Consider the following 16,764-nt stretch of genomic DNA (forward strand, 5'->3'; position numbering starts at 1 on the left):
GTCGCAGCCCGAACGTGCAGCAGAGCACCGGACAGACGAATCACTCGCGCATACGGCCTGACTCGGGCGAGGCGAGCATCGCTTTGAGGATGCGTTGCAGCTCAACGCGGTCCTGGGGGGTGACCCTCGCCAACCTGCGGTCGTACTCCGCCGCGAGGGCTGCAAGTGCTCGATCGCGTGCTTGCGTGCCCTCAGGGGTCAGTACGAGCCGATGACGCCGCAAGTCCGCCTCGTCGATCTCGCGGCGGATAAAGCCCTTGGCGACGAGGTTGCGAACGTAGACCGTCACGCTCGCCTTGGGCAGCAGCAGCGCAGCCGCGATCTCGGCCGGGTACGGCGATGCCTCGACCTCGGCCAGGACGAAGAACTCCTTCGTCTCCAACTCGAGCTCGGCCAGCTCCCGCGTGCAGGCATCCATCACTACGCCCAGCAACCGCTGGTTCAGCGTCCACAGCTGCGCCCCGTCGACTGACATGCGAGCCCCCGTCCCAAGGTGGTACCGTTTCGTATTAGTTTCATATTGTACCAGTTGCTGTTTTGTGCTGGATTCCTATGGAACAACGACCTCACGAAGGAAGCCACACATGCTTCAGCACCTCACGATCCCGCGCGGTCCCATCGAACTCGCCGCCGACCTCCACCTGCCGGACAAGGCCGACAGCAGCGCACCGCTGCGCGCCGTGGTGCTCTCTACCCCAGGCAGCAGCGTGAAGGGGCAGATCGGCGCCAACTACGCCTCCCGTCTCGCCGCCCGCGGCATCGCGGCGCTCGTCTTCGACCCCGCCCATCAGGGCCAGAGCGGAGGTGAGCCCCGCGACCTCGAAGACCCCTACCGCCGAGGCGAGGACATCTCCTACGCCATCGACGTGCTCACGACGACCCCCGGCATCGACCCGCAGCGCATCGGCGTCCTCGGCATTTGCGCCGGTGGGGGCTACGCCGTGCACACCGCCCGCACGGACCACCGCATCAAAGCGGTCGGCACGGTCGTCCCCAGCAACATGGGCACCTCATTCCGCCGCTTCCAGCCCGACGGTCCGGCCGCAACACTCAACGCCCTCGCAGACGCACGTGTCGAAGAGGCCCGCTCCGGCGAGACGACCCGTGTGAACTGGCTGCCCGACACCCTCGAGGACGCCACGACAGCGGGCCTGACCGACATTGACACCACTCAGGCCATCACCTACTACCGCACCGAGCGCGGCGGTGACGAACACTCCACAAATCGGCGCCTCTCGCGCAGCGACTCCCTCCTGCTGGGCTATGACGCGTTCCACTTGGCCGATCAGCTCATGACCCAGCCGCTACAGGTCATCCTCGCCGGACGCATCGGCAACACCGGCTCCTACGACACCGGCATGCAGCTGTGGAAGCTGGCCCCCAACCCCGTCGACCTCATGGTGATCGACGGCGCCGGCCACTACGAGATGTACGACGAGCCCGAATACGTCGACGCTGCCGTCGAACGACTCACCAGCTTCTATGTGAACAACCTGTAAGGCATCCGAACCGGCGAACCTATGCGGTCACAGCACTAGGCACTGTTTCTCGGATCATGTTCGGAGCCAGATCATGAGGGCCGCGAGGGTGACGGTGCCGAGGTAGATGTAGGCGCGTTTCTCATAGCGGGTGGCGACGGCGCGGAAGCCCTTGAGGCGGTTGATGGCGCGTTCGACGGTGTTGCGCTTCTTGTAGTGCTCGCGGTCGAATCCGGTGGGCCGGCCGCCTCGGGAGCCTCGGTTCTTGCGATGTCTCTGCTGGTCAAGGCGTTCGGGGATGGTGTGCCGGATTCCGCGTCGTCGCAGGTAGCGGCGGTTCTTTCTTCCGGGAGGTGTAAGCCTCGTCCGCCAACACGCGGTCGGGCCGCGTGCAAGGCCGACCGACTCCGGTGCGAGGCACAGAAATCAGCTCCAGCACACGCTCCAACTGCGGGCCGTCCCCATAGTGTCCCGGCGTCAGTGCGAGGGCGAGGGGCCGGCATCGCCCTTCGGCTGCGAGGTGGATCTTGGTGGTGAAGCCGCCTCGGGACCGTCCCAGGCATTCGCTGACCTGACCACCCCCTCCAGCCGGATGACCAGTTTCCGCAGCACCGGATCGACCTGGTTCGTCCCCCGTCCGGCCCCCTTTTGAGGAACTGCGGCCGGGGGCGCGTTTCTCGCGCCGGCGGCGTGCTGGTGAGCCCGCACCACGGTGGAGTCCACCGACACCTCCCAGTCGATCCGGCCCGCGGCGTCCTCGGCAGCCTGGACCTTCGACAGCAACATCTCCCACGTTCCATCCGCCGACCAGCGGCGATGGCGCTTATAGACCGTCTCCCACGGCCCGAACCGCTCCGGCAGATCCCGCCACTGCACACCCGTCCGCACCCGGTACAGAACCCCGTTGATCACCCGCCGGTGATCACTCCAACGACCGCCACGCGTACCACCCTGCGGCAGGAACGACTCCAGCCGGTCCCACTCCGCATTCGTCAGATCCCCACGACCCATACAACCACCCTGGACCCAATACCCGACCCGCGTCAGGAGATCCGAGAAACAGTGCCTAGCTCTCCGCGGTGTCGCCTATGCCACTGGGGCCGGCATCGTAGGTCTCGGCTTCTGCTGGCTCCAGCAACAGTTGTAAACCGCACCAATCAGCAGAGCAGGTGATGCGCCGGGCCAGCTCGGCGTGCGGTGCCACCAGCCCGACGGCCGCGGGGTGCGTCGAACGACGACCGCACTGTGACGGGTGTTCGACGACGCCAGCCACTGGGAGCTTGGTGCGCAGCCCGCTTCGATTTGTCAGGGTGCGAACAAGTTCAGGCAGTGATGGTGTGCTCGCACCGCCGGGCACTTCGAATGGGCGCGGATAGTCTCCTGGTATCCGGTGAAAGGGGCGGGGCATGCTCACACTCGGCGCGCAGGCGGCCAAGCGTCTGGCGTTCATCAAGTTGCTCTACCAGCAGGGCGTTGAGCAGGGGAGACTGCCAATGCCGATGGCAGCGACGAGCCTGCTCTCACTGCACGATTCAGTTGAGATGTTTCTTGTTCTCACAGGCGACATCCTCCATGCTCCGTTGGACGCCAGGGTCGATTTTCTGGGGTACTGGCGGAAGCTGAGGATGGGGGGTGCGGGCGTCCATCTGAGTGGAGTTGCTGGCATGCGTCGGCTGCATGACCACCGAAACGGCCTGAAGCATGTGGGGAACATGCCCGTTCCCGATGTTGTGGCGCAGGCCGTCAGCGACACCACCGGGTTCTTCGAAGACAACGTTCCCAGGGTCTTCGGTATCGACTTCTTCACTCTCGACATGTCGGATGTGATTTCTCAGCCGCACATCAGAGACCTCGCGAAACAGGCCGTTAGCCGCTTCGCCGCCGGGAGCCATATGGAGGGCATGGGCGACCTCGCGTTGGCGTTCCGGGACCTCTTTGACGACCAGGTGCAGGGCAGCGGGTGGCTACCTGCCGCCTCCCTTGGACGGTCTATGCGAAAAAACCCGTCCTGGGGTAACGAGATCGCCCACACCCTGGCTGCACTGCACAACCCCGGCACCCAACACGGTCCGACACCCCGCGAGGAGAAGATCGGCCGCATGATCAGCGACACCGCACACGCGGTAGCTGGCATGCAGAAAGTCCTTCATCTGATGGCGCTGGGCATCGGATACGAGGAGTACCTGCGCTTCGATCAACTGACACCAGACGTGCACGGCAGTCGGAGCCACCCCCGGCTGACCGTCCCGACGGGATACGCGCCGACGGAGGAAGAGCTTGACTTCTGCCACCAGTTCATTGTGACGGTCTCAGTGCGCCTGGAGAGCGCGCGGTCACACCGCCGATCCCCGTCCTGGGCATCTGGGGCTACGGACGCAGACGAGACCTTCGCCAATGAATGATGCCGCCGGTTCGTCGGCCAGACCGTTCACCCGAGAGGCACCCCGGATGATCCCCAGTCGCCTCAACCGGCAGCCCACCTACCTGACAACTAGTCAGAACGGTCAGCATTGAGTGAGTCAGCATTCCGTCCTGGCACACAAGGTCAGACGCGGGCACAGATGGGAACACCGGTCCAGCGGAGACCCTTCCCCTGACGCGCTCTCAGCCGCTTCCAGGTCTTCCTGGCCCACAACACGACGCAGGCATGGTCGGGCACACCTCGAAGCCTTAGTGGTCGGCTCCGGAAATCCTTCGGGGGTTGATCATGCTGTCAGTGCGACGGAGGATTGTTCTGGGCGATCGGTGGTGTGCCGGTCGAGCCTGGCCAGCAGATCGTCCAGGTCGGAGGTGGTGAACTTCCACTGGAACGGCTGTGCCGTGGCGTTGTAGCGGTTCTCGAAGTCCCGGAGCCGTTCACTGACTTGGGTCAGGTCGGTGAAGTCGTTGGGTTGGACGACTTTGCGCTGAACGACGGAGAAGTAGATCTCCACCTGGTTTAGCCAGGAAGCATGGATGGGGGTGTGGACCATGACCGCGTTCGGGAACGCCGTGGTCAGCCGGTCGGCGGCCTTCTTCCCTCGGTGGGAGGAACCGTTGTCCACGATCCAGAACACGCGTTTCGCGGTGGCATAGGGCTCCTGACTCATGACCTGGGTGACCAGAGCCATGAACGGCACGATGCCGGTGGTTTCCTCGCAGCGGCCGAAGACCTTCGCCTGGTGGACGTCGTAGGCGGCGAGGTAGGACAGGGCTCCGCCGCGCCGGTAGGTGTGGTTGACCCGCATCGCTCTGGCCTGGCCGGGGGCGAGGGTGGGATGGCAGCGGCAGCGGGCCTGGACGGAGGTCTTCTCGTCCGCGCTGATGACGTACTCGCCGTTTCCCATCGCGGCGCCCTCGAAGGTGCGGGCATACAGGTCAAGGACAGGCTGGGCTTTGGGTCGGAAGTCAGGGTCGGTGATGAAGATCCAGGAGTGGTGCTGCCACGGCTTGAGCGCGTCGGACTTGAGCCAGCGGCGCACGGTGGAGGCCGACAGCGAGGTGACAATGCCCCGCTCGGTGGCCTCGCGGGCCAGCTCCGGGCCCGACCAGCGCGACAGCGGCACTCCGCTCTCGGCAGGCAGACGGCAGGCCAGCGCCTTCACCTCGGCGGCCTGCAAGGGCGTGAACGAAGACGGGCGGCCGGGCCGTTGGCGGTCCCTCAGTCCGGCAAGTCCCTGTTCGGCGAAGCGGTGCCGCCAGCGGCGCACGGTGTCGAGGTGCAGGTTCGTCTCCCGCGCGATGCGGGCGTTGGAGCGGCCGCGCGCGGCGTGCAGCACGATCTGCGCCCGCACCCGCTCCCGGTACTCGCTCTTGTGGCCCCAGGCCATCTTCTTCAGCCGCTTGCGGTCTGTGGCGGTGAGAAATATTTGACAGGCGGCGGCAACAGGCACGACAGACGGGCCAACTCCTGGTGTGCGAGGCCCGCTGGCGGGCATTGGCGGGCCGGTCAGTGGGGCCCGGAGAGCAGCGCGTTGAGTTCCGGGAAGGCGATGCCCTCGGTGAGAGAGTCGTAGCCGCCGGTGCCCAAGAGGTCCTGTGCGGCGCGGCGGGCAGCAGCGTAGGCGGCCTGCGCCACGCCCGATCCGAGAGTGACGCGAGCCACGCCGAGGGCACCGAGCTCGGCCACCCTCGGTGCGCCGGGGCCGGCCATGACGTTCAGCGGCACGGAGATGCCCCTGGCCAGCGCCTCGATGGTGGCGGTGTCGGTGACGCCGGGGACGAAGATGCCGTCCGCGCCCGCGTCAACGTACACATGCGCCCGATCCAGGGTTTCCTTCAGCCGGGTGTCCGGGGCGCCGAGCCCGAGCAGGAACGTGTCGATACGGGCGTTGAGGAACAGATCCGCGCCTGCCCGGTCGGCACTCTGCCGGGCCGCGGCCAGGCGCGATGCCAGTTCTGCTGCGGGCCGGGTGCCGTCTTCGATGTTGACGCCGACGGCGCCCGCCGCGAGGACCCCGGCGACGGTCTCGGCCACGTCGGCGGCGTCCTTCCCGTACCCGCCCTCGATGTCAGCGGTGACCGGCACCGCGACGGCAGCGACGATCCGGGCGATCAGCTTCAGCGCCCGTTCGCGGGTAAGGATGTCGCCGTCCGGAGAACCCAGCGACCAGGCGACACCGGCACTGGTGGTTGCGATCGCGGGGGCGCCCGCAGCCTCAATGACGCGGGCGCTCGCAACATCCCAGGCGTTGGCGAGCGCGAGGGGTGCAGCTGGGGTGTGCAGGGAGCGGAAGAGCTGGGCATTGGTCGGCTGCGTGATGGTCATGGAAGCAGTCAAACATCGACTACTGCCCATCTTCTGGCGAGAATCCGACACAGACGTCGACCTCGAAACCGGCCCATGACCCCGGCTCCGAAGTCAACCCCCGAAGGATTTCCGGAGCCGACCACTTAGCGCCAGTAAGAAACAGCAGGTCAGCGCACACGCCCCCGGAGACCGAACGATGGCGAACAAGACCCTGGCCCGCGGCATGGGAACCTTCTTCAACGCCTTCGACAAGCTCAAGTCAATCACCTTCGATGCCCACCGGCTGGGCCTCTACGACGACAACCCGCTGGATGGAGTCAAGCCCCCGCAATACGACCCGAAGCGCGCAGTAGTCCCCTCTCCAGAGAAGCTCCGAGAGATCCGCCCCGCCGGCGACGACGACGATTTCCTGCTGATCACCGACCTGATGAGTGGCTGCGGCATGCGCAACGGCGAACGTCAATGTGCTCGACAGGGAGGCGGATCTGGCCTACGCATCCGTGGCCCAAGAGTCCGTCCTCAGCCACGGCGGCCGTTACCTGGTCGCAGGCCCGACACCCGGGCCCGCCGAAGGCACATGGGATTCCTCCCGGTTCGTGGTCATCGAATTTCCCGCCATGGACCGGATCCGGGAGTGGCGCGACTCCCGGAGTACCGGCAGGCCCGCGGGATACGTGAGGGCAAGGCTCGACCACACGCTGGACATCACCACCATCTGGCGCCGCGGTGCCCTCAGTAACAGGAACTGGGTTCGCGGCGGTGCGCTCAACTGATGTCGGGAGCTGTCTCAACGGCCGCGTCGAGTTCCGCCCACGTGCTCGCGCTCAGGTCGTCGCCCACCCAGCTCGCGGCGGACTCGACCTCGTCGGCCGACCGGAAGCCCGCCACGACTCCGGCCACCACGGAAGCCCGCAGGGGAAAGCGGACGGCCGCGTGAGGCAGCAAGGTCCCGTTGCGCGCGCAGACGCGGGCCAGCCGCGCGGCCCGGTCCAGCACGGCGGCCGGAGCGGGGCCGTAGTCGAAAGTCGCGCCGTCGATGGGCTGGGGGCGGCTGAGCAGGCCGGAGTTGAAGGGGGCCGCGGCGACGACCGACACCCCGCGCCGCGCACACGCGTCCAGCAGCGGGCGGGCGGTCCGGTCGAGGAGGGTCCATCGCCCGGCCACCATCACCGCGTCCACATCCGCTTCGGCGACGACACGCACCAGCGGAGCCACGTTGTTCATGCCGACACCGATGGCGCCCACGACGCCCTGGTCACGCAGGGCGGCCAGGGCGGGAAGGGTCTCGTCGAGCGCTACGCCCAGGTGGTCGTCGGGATCGTGTACGTAGACGATGTCCACCCGGTCCAGTCCCAGCCGCGTGAGGCTGCTCTCCAGACTCCGCAGGACGCCGTCGCGGGAGTAGTCGGGGCGCCGGACAAGGGTGTCCGGTACGGCGAAACCGCCGGCGGCGAGGTCCGATCCGGTGGGCGCGGGATGGGGCTCCAACAGGCGGCCGACCTTGGTGGAGACGGTGAAGCCGGCTCGCGGGCGGTGTGCCAGGGCGGCGCCGAGCCGGCGCTCGGACAGGCCGAGGCCGTAGTGGGGGGCGGTGTCGAAGTAGCGCACCCCCGCGTCCCAGGCGGCATCCACCGCGGTCATCGCGTCGTCGTCGCTGATCGGCGTATACAGGTTGCCGAGGGGCGCGGCACCGAACCCCAGAGCGCTGATACGGACTTCGCTGCGGCCCAGTCTGCGCGTCCTCATACGGGAATCCCGAACCAGCGCGCCGCGGTCGCGCCGAACACGGCGTCGCGCTCGTCGGTGCTCAAGTCCGCGGAAAGTGCCTCGGCGGTGGCCAGGACTTCGTCGTATCCGGCCGCAAGAAGGCAGACCGGCCAGTCGGAGCCGTACATGAGGCGGTCCGGGCCGGCCGTGTTCAGCAGTACGTCGATGTAGGGCCTGAGGTTACGCATCCGGTCGGGCCCCACCCCGGGCCTGGTGACCAGCCCGGAGAGTTTCACGGAGGCGTTGGGGCACTCCCCCAGTTCCCTCATGAGCGCGGTCCACGGCTCCAGAGTGCCGGCTCCGATGACGGGGTTGCCGGCGTGATCGAGGACGAAGGGGACGTCCGGAAGGTCACGTACGACGCGCACCGCGGCGGGCAATTGGTCGGGGCGGACGAGCAGTTCGTACACGAGTCCGGCAGCGCCGACGGCTGCCATGCCTCGGCGTGCATCCTGGCGGTCCGTCCAGTCCGGGTCGGGTTCGTCCTGGATGCCGTGGCGGATGCCGGCGAGCGTGGCGCCGCCGGGCCGCTCGCGCAGCTCCGCGAGACGGTCGCCGATCGCGGGGTCGGTGAGGCTCGTCCAGCCGATGACCGCGCGGATGTGCGGGTCCCGCGCTGCCAGGGCGAGCAGTTCGGAAGTTTCTTCCGGGACCGCGACGGTCTGTACGACGACCGCGGCGTCGACGGCGTTCCGGTCGAGCAGTGTCCGCAGCTCGTCGGGGGTGAAAGTGCGGTGCAGGGCGGGCAGTTCGCGGGTCCACGACTGGTCGCGCACGTCGAGGTCCCACAGATGATGATGAGCGTCGATGCGCACCGTTCTGTCCTCTGGGTCGGGGCCGGCTGGGCCGGTTCGGGGGTGCGGAGCGACGGGCAGGCGCCCCGTACGAGCATGACGCCTGCCCGGAAGTCCGGTGTCGGGTACGCAGGTCGAGCACACCTGTTGTGTACGGACGTTGCCCGGCAATTTCTGTGTACGGGTCAGTCCAGGTGGAAGAGTTCCTCGGCGGGCGCCCACCGCTCACCGTCGGCCGCGCTGTCGACCGGCTGCTGGCACGGGTCGGTCAGCGCCCACCACTCCCGTGTGACCGGGTCGGCGGCGATGGCCGCTGTGTCGGCGGCGTAGTCGGCCCCGGTGTACTCCAGGTAGCTGAACAGCAGGCCGTCCCGAAGGAAGATGGAGTAGTTGCCGATGTTGGCCCGCTTGAGGGTCGCGAGCACACCCGGCCACGCGGCGGCGTGCAGGGCACGGTACTCGGTCTCCTTCTCGGGCCGGAGACGGATCACCGCTGCGAAACGGCGCATCGGGATCAGTTCTCCTTCCGCAGGCGCAGCCCGTCCATCCCGCCGTCCACGGCCAGGGCACTGCCGGTCGTGGACGCGGCGGCCGGCGAGGCCAGATAGGCGACGGCCGCCGCGACCTCGTCGGCACTGACCAGCCGTCCGTGCGGCTGCCGGGCCGCCAGGGCCGCGTACTCGGCGTCCGGGTGGTCGGCCTTGCTCAGCAGCCGGCCGACCCAGGGCGTGTCCGCGGTGCCGGGATTCACCGCATTGACGCGGATGCCGTCCGGGAGCAGATCTGCGGCCATCGCCCGGGTCAACGAGAGCACCGCCCCCTTGCTCGCCGAGTACAGGGCCCGTTGCGGCAGTCCGGCGGTGGCCGCGATCGAGCTGATGTTGACGACGGCGGCGTTGGCGGAGGCTCGCAGCGCGGGCAGCGCGGCCCGGGTGACACGTACGAGCCCCAGAACGTTGATGTCCAGCACCCGGTGCCACTCGTCGTCGCCGTTGTCCTCGATGCCGCCCTGGGCGCCGATCCCCGCGTTGTTGACGAGCACGTCCAGACCGCCCAGTGCCGAGACCGCCTCGGCCACAGCGGCCGTGACGGAGGCGTCGTCACCGATGTCGGCGCGGACGTAGCAGTCGAGGTCTTCCGGCGCACGGGCTGCCAGGTCGAGCACGGCCACCTGTGCCCCTTCGGTACGCAGCCGGCGGGCAGTGGCCAGGCCGATACCGGAGGCACCGCCGGTGATCAGGGCGCGGAGGCCCTCATGCGTACCCATGTCAGGCCTGCCCGAAGGTCTGGCGCTGACGGCCGAGGCCGTCGATCTCCACGTCCACGACATCTCCCTCGCGCAGGTAGGGCATGCCGGGCAGGCCCATGGCGACGCCGGAGGGGGTACCGGTGTTGATGACGTCCCCGGGGCGCAGCACCATGAAGTGGCTCAGGTAGCGGATGATCCGGTGCACGCCGAAGATCATGTCGGAGGTGTTGCTGTCCTGCCTTGGCTCGCCGTTGACGGAAAGCCGCAGGCCGAGGGCCTGAGGGTCGGGCACTTCGTCCGCGGTGAGCAGCCACGGGCCCAGCGGGTTGAAGGTCTCGCAGTTCTTGCCCTTGTCCCACTGTCCGCCGCGTTCGAGCTGGAACTCGCGCTCGGATACGTCGTTGCTGATCGCGTAGCCGGCGACACATGCGGCTGCGGCGTCATCGTCGAGCAGGTACCGGGCCTCACGGCCGATGACGACGGCGAGCTCCACTTCGTAGTCGGTCTTCGCCGAGGCGCGCGGGATGAGCACCCGGTCGTCGGGGCCGACCACGGTGTCCGGCGTCTTGAGGAAGACGATCGGCTCCTCGGGTACGGCCGCGCCTGTCTCCGCCGCGTGTGCGCGGTAGTTCAGGCCGATGCAGACGATCTTGCCGATTCCGCTCAGCGGCGGGCCGAACCGGCCCGGGGCCTCCACGACCGGCAGCGCGCCGATGTCGATGCCGCCCAGCACCGCGGGGAGCGTGGCCGGGGTCAGATCGTCGATGACGGGGCGCAGATCACGCCATGCGCCGTCGGCACCGGATATCAGGGGGCGCTCGACTCCTGCTGCGCCGTGTCGTGCCAGTCTCACAGTGGTTCTCTCCCACGGGGTGTGTGCTCGAAGTCCTGCCGCGCCGGGCGTGGGCCGCCTGTTGGGCCCCGCCCACTGCTCGCGGCTCGCGTCGGAGAGCTCCCTGATGACGGTCGCGCCATGCCCCTGTCCCGGGACCGGCACAAGCCCATCACCAAGGATCTGCTTCATCCGACAGCCAGGACCTTATGGATCTGATCGATTTCGCACAACACTTCCGAAGCAAATGCCCGATTTGAGTAGGTAATACACCCTCCAGGCCTGCAAGTTGGAGGAATATTTCCGCCAACTCTTTCCAGCCCGTAACGCAGATGTCATAGTTGCCCCGGCCGATGAACATGATTAATCGAAGTCCAAGGAGTTGACTCACCTCGTGGCAGATCCCTCACGGGCGCCCGGCCCAGCGGATGACGACGCGGCACACCCCTACCGCCCGGGTTACGAGCTGGTGGCCGAGCAGCTGCTCAACCACATCGCCGAGCAGAACCTGCGGCCCGGCGACCGGCTCCCCACCGAACAGGGGCTGGCCGAACTGCTGGGTGCCACCCGGAACGTGACCCGCGAGGCGGTGAAGGTCCTGGCGGCCATCGGCCGGCTGAGCGTCCGCCGCGGGGCGGGCATCTTCGTCGCCGAGTCCGGCGGCGGGCTGGTGGACGACGGTCTTTCGCACTTCCGGCCCACGAGCCTCGAACACGTCCTGATGCTCCTGGACTACCGGACCGTGATCGAGACGGAGACGGCGCGCCGCTCCGCATCCCTGGCCACACCGATCGAGGTCCGCTCCATCCGTGAGTGCGCGCAGACCTCCCTGCTGGCGGCCAGGGCCGACGACGGGCACGGCTTCGCCGCTGCCGACGAGGCGTTCCACGACTCGGTGGGCGCCGCCGCGCACAACGTGTTCCTCAGGTCGAGCGTCGGCAACGTCCGCCGGCTGGCGTCGCAGTCCGACGTACTGCTCTTCCACGGCGACGCTCCCGGGTCCCTGGAGGTCGCCGCACGTCAGCACCTCGACATCGCCGAGGCGGTCGCCGCGGGGGAGGCCGAACTCGCCGGGGAGCTGATGGCACAGCACATCGCCACCACACGACGCCAGTTCGAGCAGAAGATCCGGAACCGGGTGTTCAACCACAACGGCCAGGACGCCGCCGTGCCCACGCAGAGCACCGGCACGGTCGACGTCCCTGACCCCGCCCGGTAGTCCGGGCCGCCCACCGGCGAGAGCGGGTCCGCGGGCCCGAGCCCCCAACGCCAGAGGAGCCCGGCGGACGACCGGGCTCCCCGACATCACTTCACTCAGGCGATTGGATTCACGTGTCTGTACCGTCTGCCCGCACACTCATATCCGTACCACTGCGAAGAGCACTGGCAGCCGCACTGTCCCTGGCCGCGGCGGCCGCCGTCCCACTGGCCGCCGCCCCCGCCCAGGCGGCCTCCGCCCAGGCCTCGGCCGGCCTGCAGGTGTACGTCTCGCCGGCCGGCCGGGACTCCGGGTCCGGCTCCGCGGCACACCCCTTCCGGACTCTGGAGCACGCCAGGGACTACGTGCGCGGTGCCAAGTCGAAGGCCCGCGGCGACATCCATGTGCGGTTGATGTCGGGGACACACCAGCTGAGCCGCACCTTCAGCCTCACCTCCGAGGACTCGGGCGGTGAAGGTCACCGCATCATCTACGAAGCCGCGCCCGGCGCACACCCCGTGATCAGCGGCGGCAAGCAGATCACCGGCTGGACGAAGGCAGACGCCTCCGGGCGGGTCTACAAGGCGAAGATCGGTGACCTCGATACCCGCCAGCTGTACGTCGACGGGGAACTCCAGACCCGGGCACGCAGCGCCAAGAACCCGTCCGGCTTCAGCAAGACGTCCACCGGCTACACCTTCACCGATGCGAGCATCAGCGACTACGCGCGCCCCTCGGACCTGGAGGTCGTCAGCAGCTGGGGATGGAAGCTGCAGCGCTGTCCGGTGGAGTCGATCTCCGGCAAGACCATGAAGATGCAGCAGCCCTGCTGGGACAACGCGCACCTCCAGGAGGGCCAGGAGATCCAGAACCCGACCTGGCTGGAGAACGCCCGGGAGCTGCTGGACACCCCCGGTGAGTGGTACGTCGACAAGGGCCGGGGCGAGGTGTACTACATGCCCGAGGACGGCTCGGACCTGTCCACGTCCGAGGTCACCGTGCCGGTCGTACAGGACCTGGTCGACCTGAACGGCACCCGGGACAAGCCCGTCACCCATGTGTCGTTCCAGGGGATCACCTTCTCGTACTCCACCTGGCTCGCACCCAGTTCACCGGAGGGCCTCATCGAGGGCCAGGCCGGCTTCCGGATGGTCGGCAGGGACAACCCCGACTTCGACTCCACCCGGCTGAACTGGAAGAAGACGCCCGGCGCGGTCAACGTGAGCCACGGGCAGCACATCGGCTTCACCGGCAACACCTTCACCCACCTCGGCGCCGTCGGCCTCAACCTCAACACCGGCTCCCAGAACACCGACATCACGGGGAACGTCTTCCGCCAGATCGCGGCCACCGGAATCCAGGTCGGCGGCGTCGAGTGGGGCGACGCCCACCCCGACGACGTGCGGGACATCACCAGGAACACCACGGTCAGCAACAACGTCGTCACGGACGTCGCCGACCAGTACAACGGATCGCTCGGCATCCTGGCCGGCTACACCGACAGCACGGTGATCACCCACAACAAGGTCTACGACCTCCCCTACAGCGGCATCTCCGTCGGCTGGGGCTGGGGCCTGACCGACAAGGGCGGCAACTCCGCCTACCCCGGCAACGCCGGTATTCCGGTCTCGGACACCCCGACGATCAGCAGGAACAACGTTGTCACCGACAACGAGATCGGCGACATCATGCAGTCCCAGGCGGACGGCGGCGGGGTCTACACCCTGAGCGCCAACCCCGGCGGCAGGGTGTCCGGCAACTACATCCACGGTGTTCCGGAGCACGCGTACGGGGCGGTGTACCACGACGAGGCGAGCCGCCACTGGCTGAACACCGGCAACGCCCTGTGCGACGTGGCCTTCCAGTGGCTGCTGATGAACCACGCCGAGGAGAACACCGCCACCGCCAACTACACGAGCAACCCCGCCTTCAGCGTCCAGAACCTGAGCAGGAACAACGACGTCAACGGCAACATCACCGTGGACTCGTGCGCCCAGATGCCGGCCTCGATCGTGAAGAACGCCGGTCTGCAGCCCGCCTACCAGCACCTCGACCCGGGCCCGGCGGTCTCCGACACCAAGGCGCCCACCGCCCCCGGCACCCCGAAGGCCGTCACCGACTTCCCGACCGTGGCCGACCTCAGCTGGGCCGCGTCCAAGGACGAGACGGGGGTCACGGGCTACTCGGTCTACCGCGACGACAAGCTCGTCAGCGCCTCGGGCACGACCTCGGTACGCGTCCCCGGACTGACACCGGGCACGTCCTACCGCTTCCGGGTCACCGCCCGGGACGCCGCCGGCAACGAGTCCAAGCAGAGCAAGGCCCTCACGGTCACCATGCCCATCGGCGAGGACCTGGCCCTGAGGAATCCCGTCACCGCGTCCTCCGACTCCGAGGACAACACCCCCGCAAAGGCGGTGGACGGCGATCTCTCCACCCGTTGGGCCCAGGGCATCGGGATGCCCGACCCGTCCTGGATCCAGGTCGACCTGGGTGCCCGGTACGACGTGACCGGCGCGATCACCACGTTCGAGAAGAGCAGTGGTTACAAATACCGCATCCAGGTGTCGCCCGACGAGGTCCACTGGACGACGCTCGTGGACCGCACCGGCACCGCCACCAAGGCGATGACGGACTACGCACGCGGCGCCGCGCCCGTCACCGGCCGCTTCGTACGCCTGACCGTCACGGGCTCGGGCGGCAACGGGGGCAGCATCTTCGACCTGCAGGTCTACGGCACCCCCAGCGCCCCGGCCGCGGACCGCACGCCTCCCACCGCGCCCGGACAGCCCTCGGCCAAGGCGCTGCTGCCCGGTCTGCTGGAGCTCAGCTGGCCGGCCTCGACCGATGACACCGGCGTGACCAGCTACGTCGTCCGCCAGGACGGCAAGCGGATCGCGGTCACGGACGCCACGACCCTGCGGGTCGGAAACCTGACCCCGGCCACGGAGTACTCCTTCAACGTCGAGGCCCGCGACTCTGTGCTCAACACCTCCGAGCCCAGCAGCGCGGCCGTCGTCACGACGCCTGCCGACCACGACCTGGCACAGAACAAGCCGGTCACCGCCTCCTCCTTCTCGGAGGACAACACCCCAGAGAAGGCGGTGGACGGCGACCTGTCCACCCGCTGGGCCCAGGGCCTGGGTCTACCCGACCCGTCCTGGATCCAGGTCGACCTGGGCAAGGACACCAAGGTCTCCGGCGTCGTCACGACGTTCGAGAAGGCCGGTGGCTACACCTACCGCCTCGAGTACTCGGACGACGCCACGACCTGGTCCACGTTCGATGACCACACCGCGGACAACACCACCTCCTCGGCCAACCACTCGTTCGCCGAAACCCCCGTCACCACCCGCTATCTGCGGCTGACCGTCACCGGCAGCAGCGGCAACGGCGGCAGCATCTACGGGCTCCAGGCGTACGGCGAACTCTGAGCCTCCGACAGCCTCAGCTCCGCATCCCCACAGAAACGAAAGCAAGCATGAAGATCACGCATGTCGAAGTACACCGGATCGAAGTTCCGGCGGCCGACCCGCCCTTCAGCTGGAGGGACGGACTGAGCGGAAGCGCTCCGGTGGGCGACGGCGCGGTCCTGCGCATCGGCACCGACGAAGGAGCCGAGGGCGTGGCTCTGTTCGCCCGCCCCGGCGCCTACGTCACCCTCCGGGAACTGGTCGACCGGGTGTTCCGCGAGGAACTCGTGGGAGCCGACCCGTTCCAGCGCGAATGGCTGTGGCACCGGGTGTGGGAGCTGGACCGGATCCACGAACTGCCGCTCCCCGCTCTGGGCCTCATCGACACCGCCCTGTGGGACCTGGCCGGCCGCTACCACGACCAGCCGGTCTGGCGCCTGCTCGGCGGATACCGCGAATCGATCCCGGCCTACGCCTCCACCTCGACGTTCTCCAGCATCGCGGAGTTCCTCGATGTGGCGGACCAGTGCCTGGAGCTGGGCTATCACGGCATCAAGCTGCACGCCTGGGGCGACGCCCGCCGTGACGCCGAGCTCTGCCTGGCACTGCGCGACCACGTCGGCCCGTCGGTCCCGCTCATGTACGACGGCTCGGCCGGCTTCGACCTGCCCGACGCGATCCGTCTGGGCAGGGCGCTGTCGGAGGCGGACTACCTCTGGTACGAGGAGCCGATGCGCGAGTTCAGCATCACCGCGTACGAACGGCTGGCATCGGCCGTGGACGTGCCGCTGCTGGTCGCCGAGACCTCCGACGGAGCACACATGAACTCCGCGGACTTCATCAGGTCGGGCGCCGCCACCTTCGGCGTCCGGGCCAGTACCACGCTGCGCGGCGGCGTCACCGGTGCCATGCGCACCGCGCATCTCGCCGACGCCTACCGGCTCCGCGCCGAGGTGCACGGATCGGACATCCCGAACCACCACCTGTGCATGGCCATCTCCAACACCACGTACTACGAGTCGCTGGTCACCTCGGCGAAGGTCGTGCGTGAACGCCACGTCGACGCCCAGGGCCTGGTGCACGCACCCACTGGCCCCGGCATCGCGCTCCCGCTGGGCCTCGGTTACGGCAGCGAGCTGCAGAGCTACGTCGAGCAGCCCCGCTGACCCCGCGCGGTGGGCGCCCCCCCGCGGCCCCCCCCCCCCCCCCCCCGGGGCCGTCCGTTTTGGCAGAAGAATAAATGGAAGAACGTGTGGTCTTGCGGGTATACGAGGTCCCGGCGGACCCGCCCCCGGGCGCGCCCC

Annotated in this window: 14 protein-coding genes and 1 pseudogene; 6 read left to right on the plus strand and 9 right to left on the minus strand. The window is 68.3% G+C overall.

The window, feature by feature from the left end:
• Positions 1-40: 40 nt before the first annotated feature.
• Positions 41-475 (minus strand): MarR family winged helix-turn-helix transcriptional regulator, encoded by a 435-nt coding sequence (locus tag ACIBJG_RS19285; protein WP_399308717.1) that lies wholly within the window; start codon positions 473-475, stop codon positions 41-43.
• 109 nt (positions 476-584) lie between these two features.
• Between ACIBJG_RS19285 and ACIBJG_RS19290 the strand changes: the two genes are divergently transcribed.
• Positions 585-1,499: an alpha/beta hydrolase gene (locus ACIBJG_RS19290; RefSeq protein ID WP_399308718.1), complete on the plus strand. Its 915-nt coding sequence runs from the start codon at positions 585-587 to the stop codon at positions 1,497-1,499.
• 54 nt (positions 1,500-1,553) lie between these two features.
• Here the strand turns inward: ACIBJG_RS19290 and ACIBJG_RS19295 are convergent.
• Positions 1,554-2,489, minus strand: a pseudogene (locus ACIBJG_RS19295) (IS5 family transposase).
• Positions 2,490-2,884: 395 nt separating this feature from the next.
• On the opposite strand from ACIBJG_RS19295, the gene ACIBJG_RS19300 reads away from it, so the two are divergent.
• A complete protein-coding gene (locus ACIBJG_RS19300) occupies positions 2,885-3,880 on the plus strand; it encodes a hypothetical protein (protein WP_399308719.1) in 996 nt (331 codons plus the stop codon).
• 303 nt (positions 3,881-4,183) lie between these two features.
• On the opposite strand, the gene ACIBJG_RS19305 is transcribed toward ACIBJG_RS19300, so the two are convergent.
• Both ACIBJG_RS19305 and ACIBJG_RS19310 read right to left on the minus strand, forming a co-directional pair.
• Entirely contained in the window at positions 4,184-5,350 is a 1,167-nt protein-coding gene (locus ACIBJG_RS19305) for an IS630 family transposase (RefSeq protein WP_399308720.1), read from the minus strand.
• A gap of 56 nt (positions 5,351-5,406) precedes the next feature.
• Complete coding sequence (locus ACIBJG_RS19310) at positions 5,407-6,225, minus strand: isocitrate lyase/phosphoenolpyruvate mutase family protein (protein ID WP_399308721.1); 819 nt, start codon at positions 6,223-6,225, stop codon at positions 5,407-5,409.
• A gap of 482 nt (positions 6,226-6,707) precedes the next feature.
• On the opposite strand from ACIBJG_RS19310, the gene ACIBJG_RS19315 reads away from it, so the two are divergent.
• On the plus strand, positions 6,708-6,980 hold the full coding sequence (locus ACIBJG_RS19315) for a DUF1330 domain-containing protein (protein ID WP_399308722.1): 273 nt from the start codon (positions 6,708-6,710) through the stop codon (positions 6,978-6,980).
• Here ACIBJG_RS19315 and ACIBJG_RS19320 read toward each other — a convergent pair.
• The 5 genes from ACIBJG_RS19320 to ACIBJG_RS19340 form a co-directional block, all read right to left on the minus strand.
• Complete coding sequence (locus tag ACIBJG_RS19320; RefSeq protein ID WP_399308723.1) at positions 6,973-7,953, minus strand: aldo/keto reductase; 981 nt, start codon at positions 7,951-7,953, stop codon at positions 6,973-6,975. The genes ACIBJG_RS19315 and ACIBJG_RS19320 overlap by 8 nt on opposite strands.
• On the minus strand, positions 7,950-8,789 hold the full coding sequence (locus ACIBJG_RS19325) for an amidohydrolase family protein (RefSeq protein ID WP_399308724.1): 840 nt from the start codon (positions 8,787-8,789) through the stop codon (positions 7,950-7,952). Before ACIBJG_RS19325 ends, ACIBJG_RS19320 begins: the two co-directional genes overlap by 4 nt.
• A gap of 164 nt (positions 8,790-8,953) precedes the next feature.
• Entirely contained in the window at positions 8,954-9,277 is a 324-nt protein-coding gene (locus tag ACIBJG_RS19330; protein ID WP_399308725.1) for an L-rhamnose mutarotase, read from the minus strand.
• Positions 9,278-9,282: 5 nt separating this feature from the next.
• Positions 9,283-10,035, minus strand: a complete 753-nt coding sequence (locus ACIBJG_RS19335; protein ID WP_399308726.1) for an SDR family NAD(P)-dependent oxidoreductase — start codon at positions 10,033-10,035, stop codon at positions 9,283-9,285.
• 1 nt (position 10,036) lies between these two features.
• Positions 10,037-10,870, minus strand: coding sequence for a fumarylacetoacetate hydrolase family protein (locus ACIBJG_RS19340; protein WP_399308727.1), 834 nt, complete (start codon positions 10,868-10,870; stop codon positions 10,037-10,039).
• Positions 10,871-11,243: 373 nt separating this feature from the next.
• On the opposite strand from ACIBJG_RS19340, the gene ACIBJG_RS19345 reads away from it, so the two are divergent.
• The 3 genes from ACIBJG_RS19345 to ACIBJG_RS19355 all read left to right on the plus strand — a co-directional run bounded on the left by ACIBJG_RS19345 (position 11,244) and on the right by ACIBJG_RS19355 (position 16,626).
• Positions 11,244-12,068 carry a FadR/GntR family transcriptional regulator gene (locus ACIBJG_RS19345; RefSeq protein WP_399308728.1) on the plus strand — a complete coding sequence of 275 codons (825 nt, stop codon included), beginning with the start codon at positions 11,244-11,246 and terminating at the stop codon, positions 12,066-12,068.
• Between the two features lie 392 nt (positions 12,069-12,460).
• Positions 12,461-15,481: a discoidin domain-containing protein gene (locus tag ACIBJG_RS19350; RefSeq protein ID WP_399308878.1), complete on the plus strand. Its 3,021-nt coding sequence runs from the start codon at positions 12,461-12,463 to the stop codon at positions 15,479-15,481.
• A gap of 47 nt (positions 15,482-15,528) precedes the next feature.
• Positions 15,529-16,626 carry an enolase C-terminal domain-like protein gene (locus ACIBJG_RS19355; protein WP_399308729.1) on the plus strand — a complete coding sequence of 366 codons (1,098 nt, stop codon included), beginning with the start codon at positions 15,529-15,531 and terminating at the stop codon, positions 16,624-16,626.
• Positions 16,627-16,764 lie beyond the last annotated feature (138 nt).

It is taken from the genome of Streptomyces sp. NPDC050422 (assembly GCF_044458665.1).
Taxonomy (GTDB): domain Bacteria; phylum Actinomycetota; class Actinomycetes; order Streptomycetales; family Streptomycetaceae; genus Streptomyces.

Excerpts from the sequence above, each read along its gene's own strand:
- ACIBJG_RS19285 (WP_399308717.1), bottom strand. The coding sequence starts at position 475 with ATGTCAGTCGACGGGGCGCAGCTGTGGACGCTGAACCAGCGGTTGCTG.
- ACIBJG_RS19290 (WP_399308718.1), top strand. The coding sequence starts at position 585 with ATGCTTCAGCACCTCACGATCCCGCGCGGTCCCATCGAACTCGCCGCC.
- ACIBJG_RS19300 (WP_399308719.1), top strand. The coding sequence starts at position 2,885 with ATGCTCACACTCGGCGCGCAGGCGGCCAAGCGTCTGGCGTTCATCAAG.
- ACIBJG_RS19310 (WP_399308721.1), bottom strand. The coding sequence starts at position 6,225 with ATGACCATCACGCAGCCGACCAATGCCCAGCTCTTCCGCTCCCTGCAC.
- ACIBJG_RS19320 (WP_399308723.1), bottom strand. The coding sequence starts at position 7,953 with ATGAGGACGCGCAGACTGGGCCGCAGCGAAGTCCGTATCAGCGCTCTG.
- ACIBJG_RS19330 (WP_399308725.1), bottom strand. The coding sequence starts at position 9,277 with ATGCGCCGTTTCGCAGCGGTGATCCGTCTCCGGCCCGAGAAGGAGACC.
- ACIBJG_RS19335 (WP_399308726.1), bottom strand. The coding sequence starts at position 10,035 with ATGGGTACGCATGAGGGCCTCCGCGCCCTGATCACCGGCGGTGCCTCC.
- ACIBJG_RS19350 (WP_399308878.1), top strand. The coding sequence starts at position 12,461 with ATGTCGGGGACACACCAGCTGAGCCGCACCTTCAGCCTCACCTCCGAG.
- ACIBJG_RS19355 (WP_399308729.1), top strand. The coding sequence starts at position 15,529 with ATGAAGATCACGCATGTCGAAGTACACCGGATCGAAGTTCCGGCGGCC.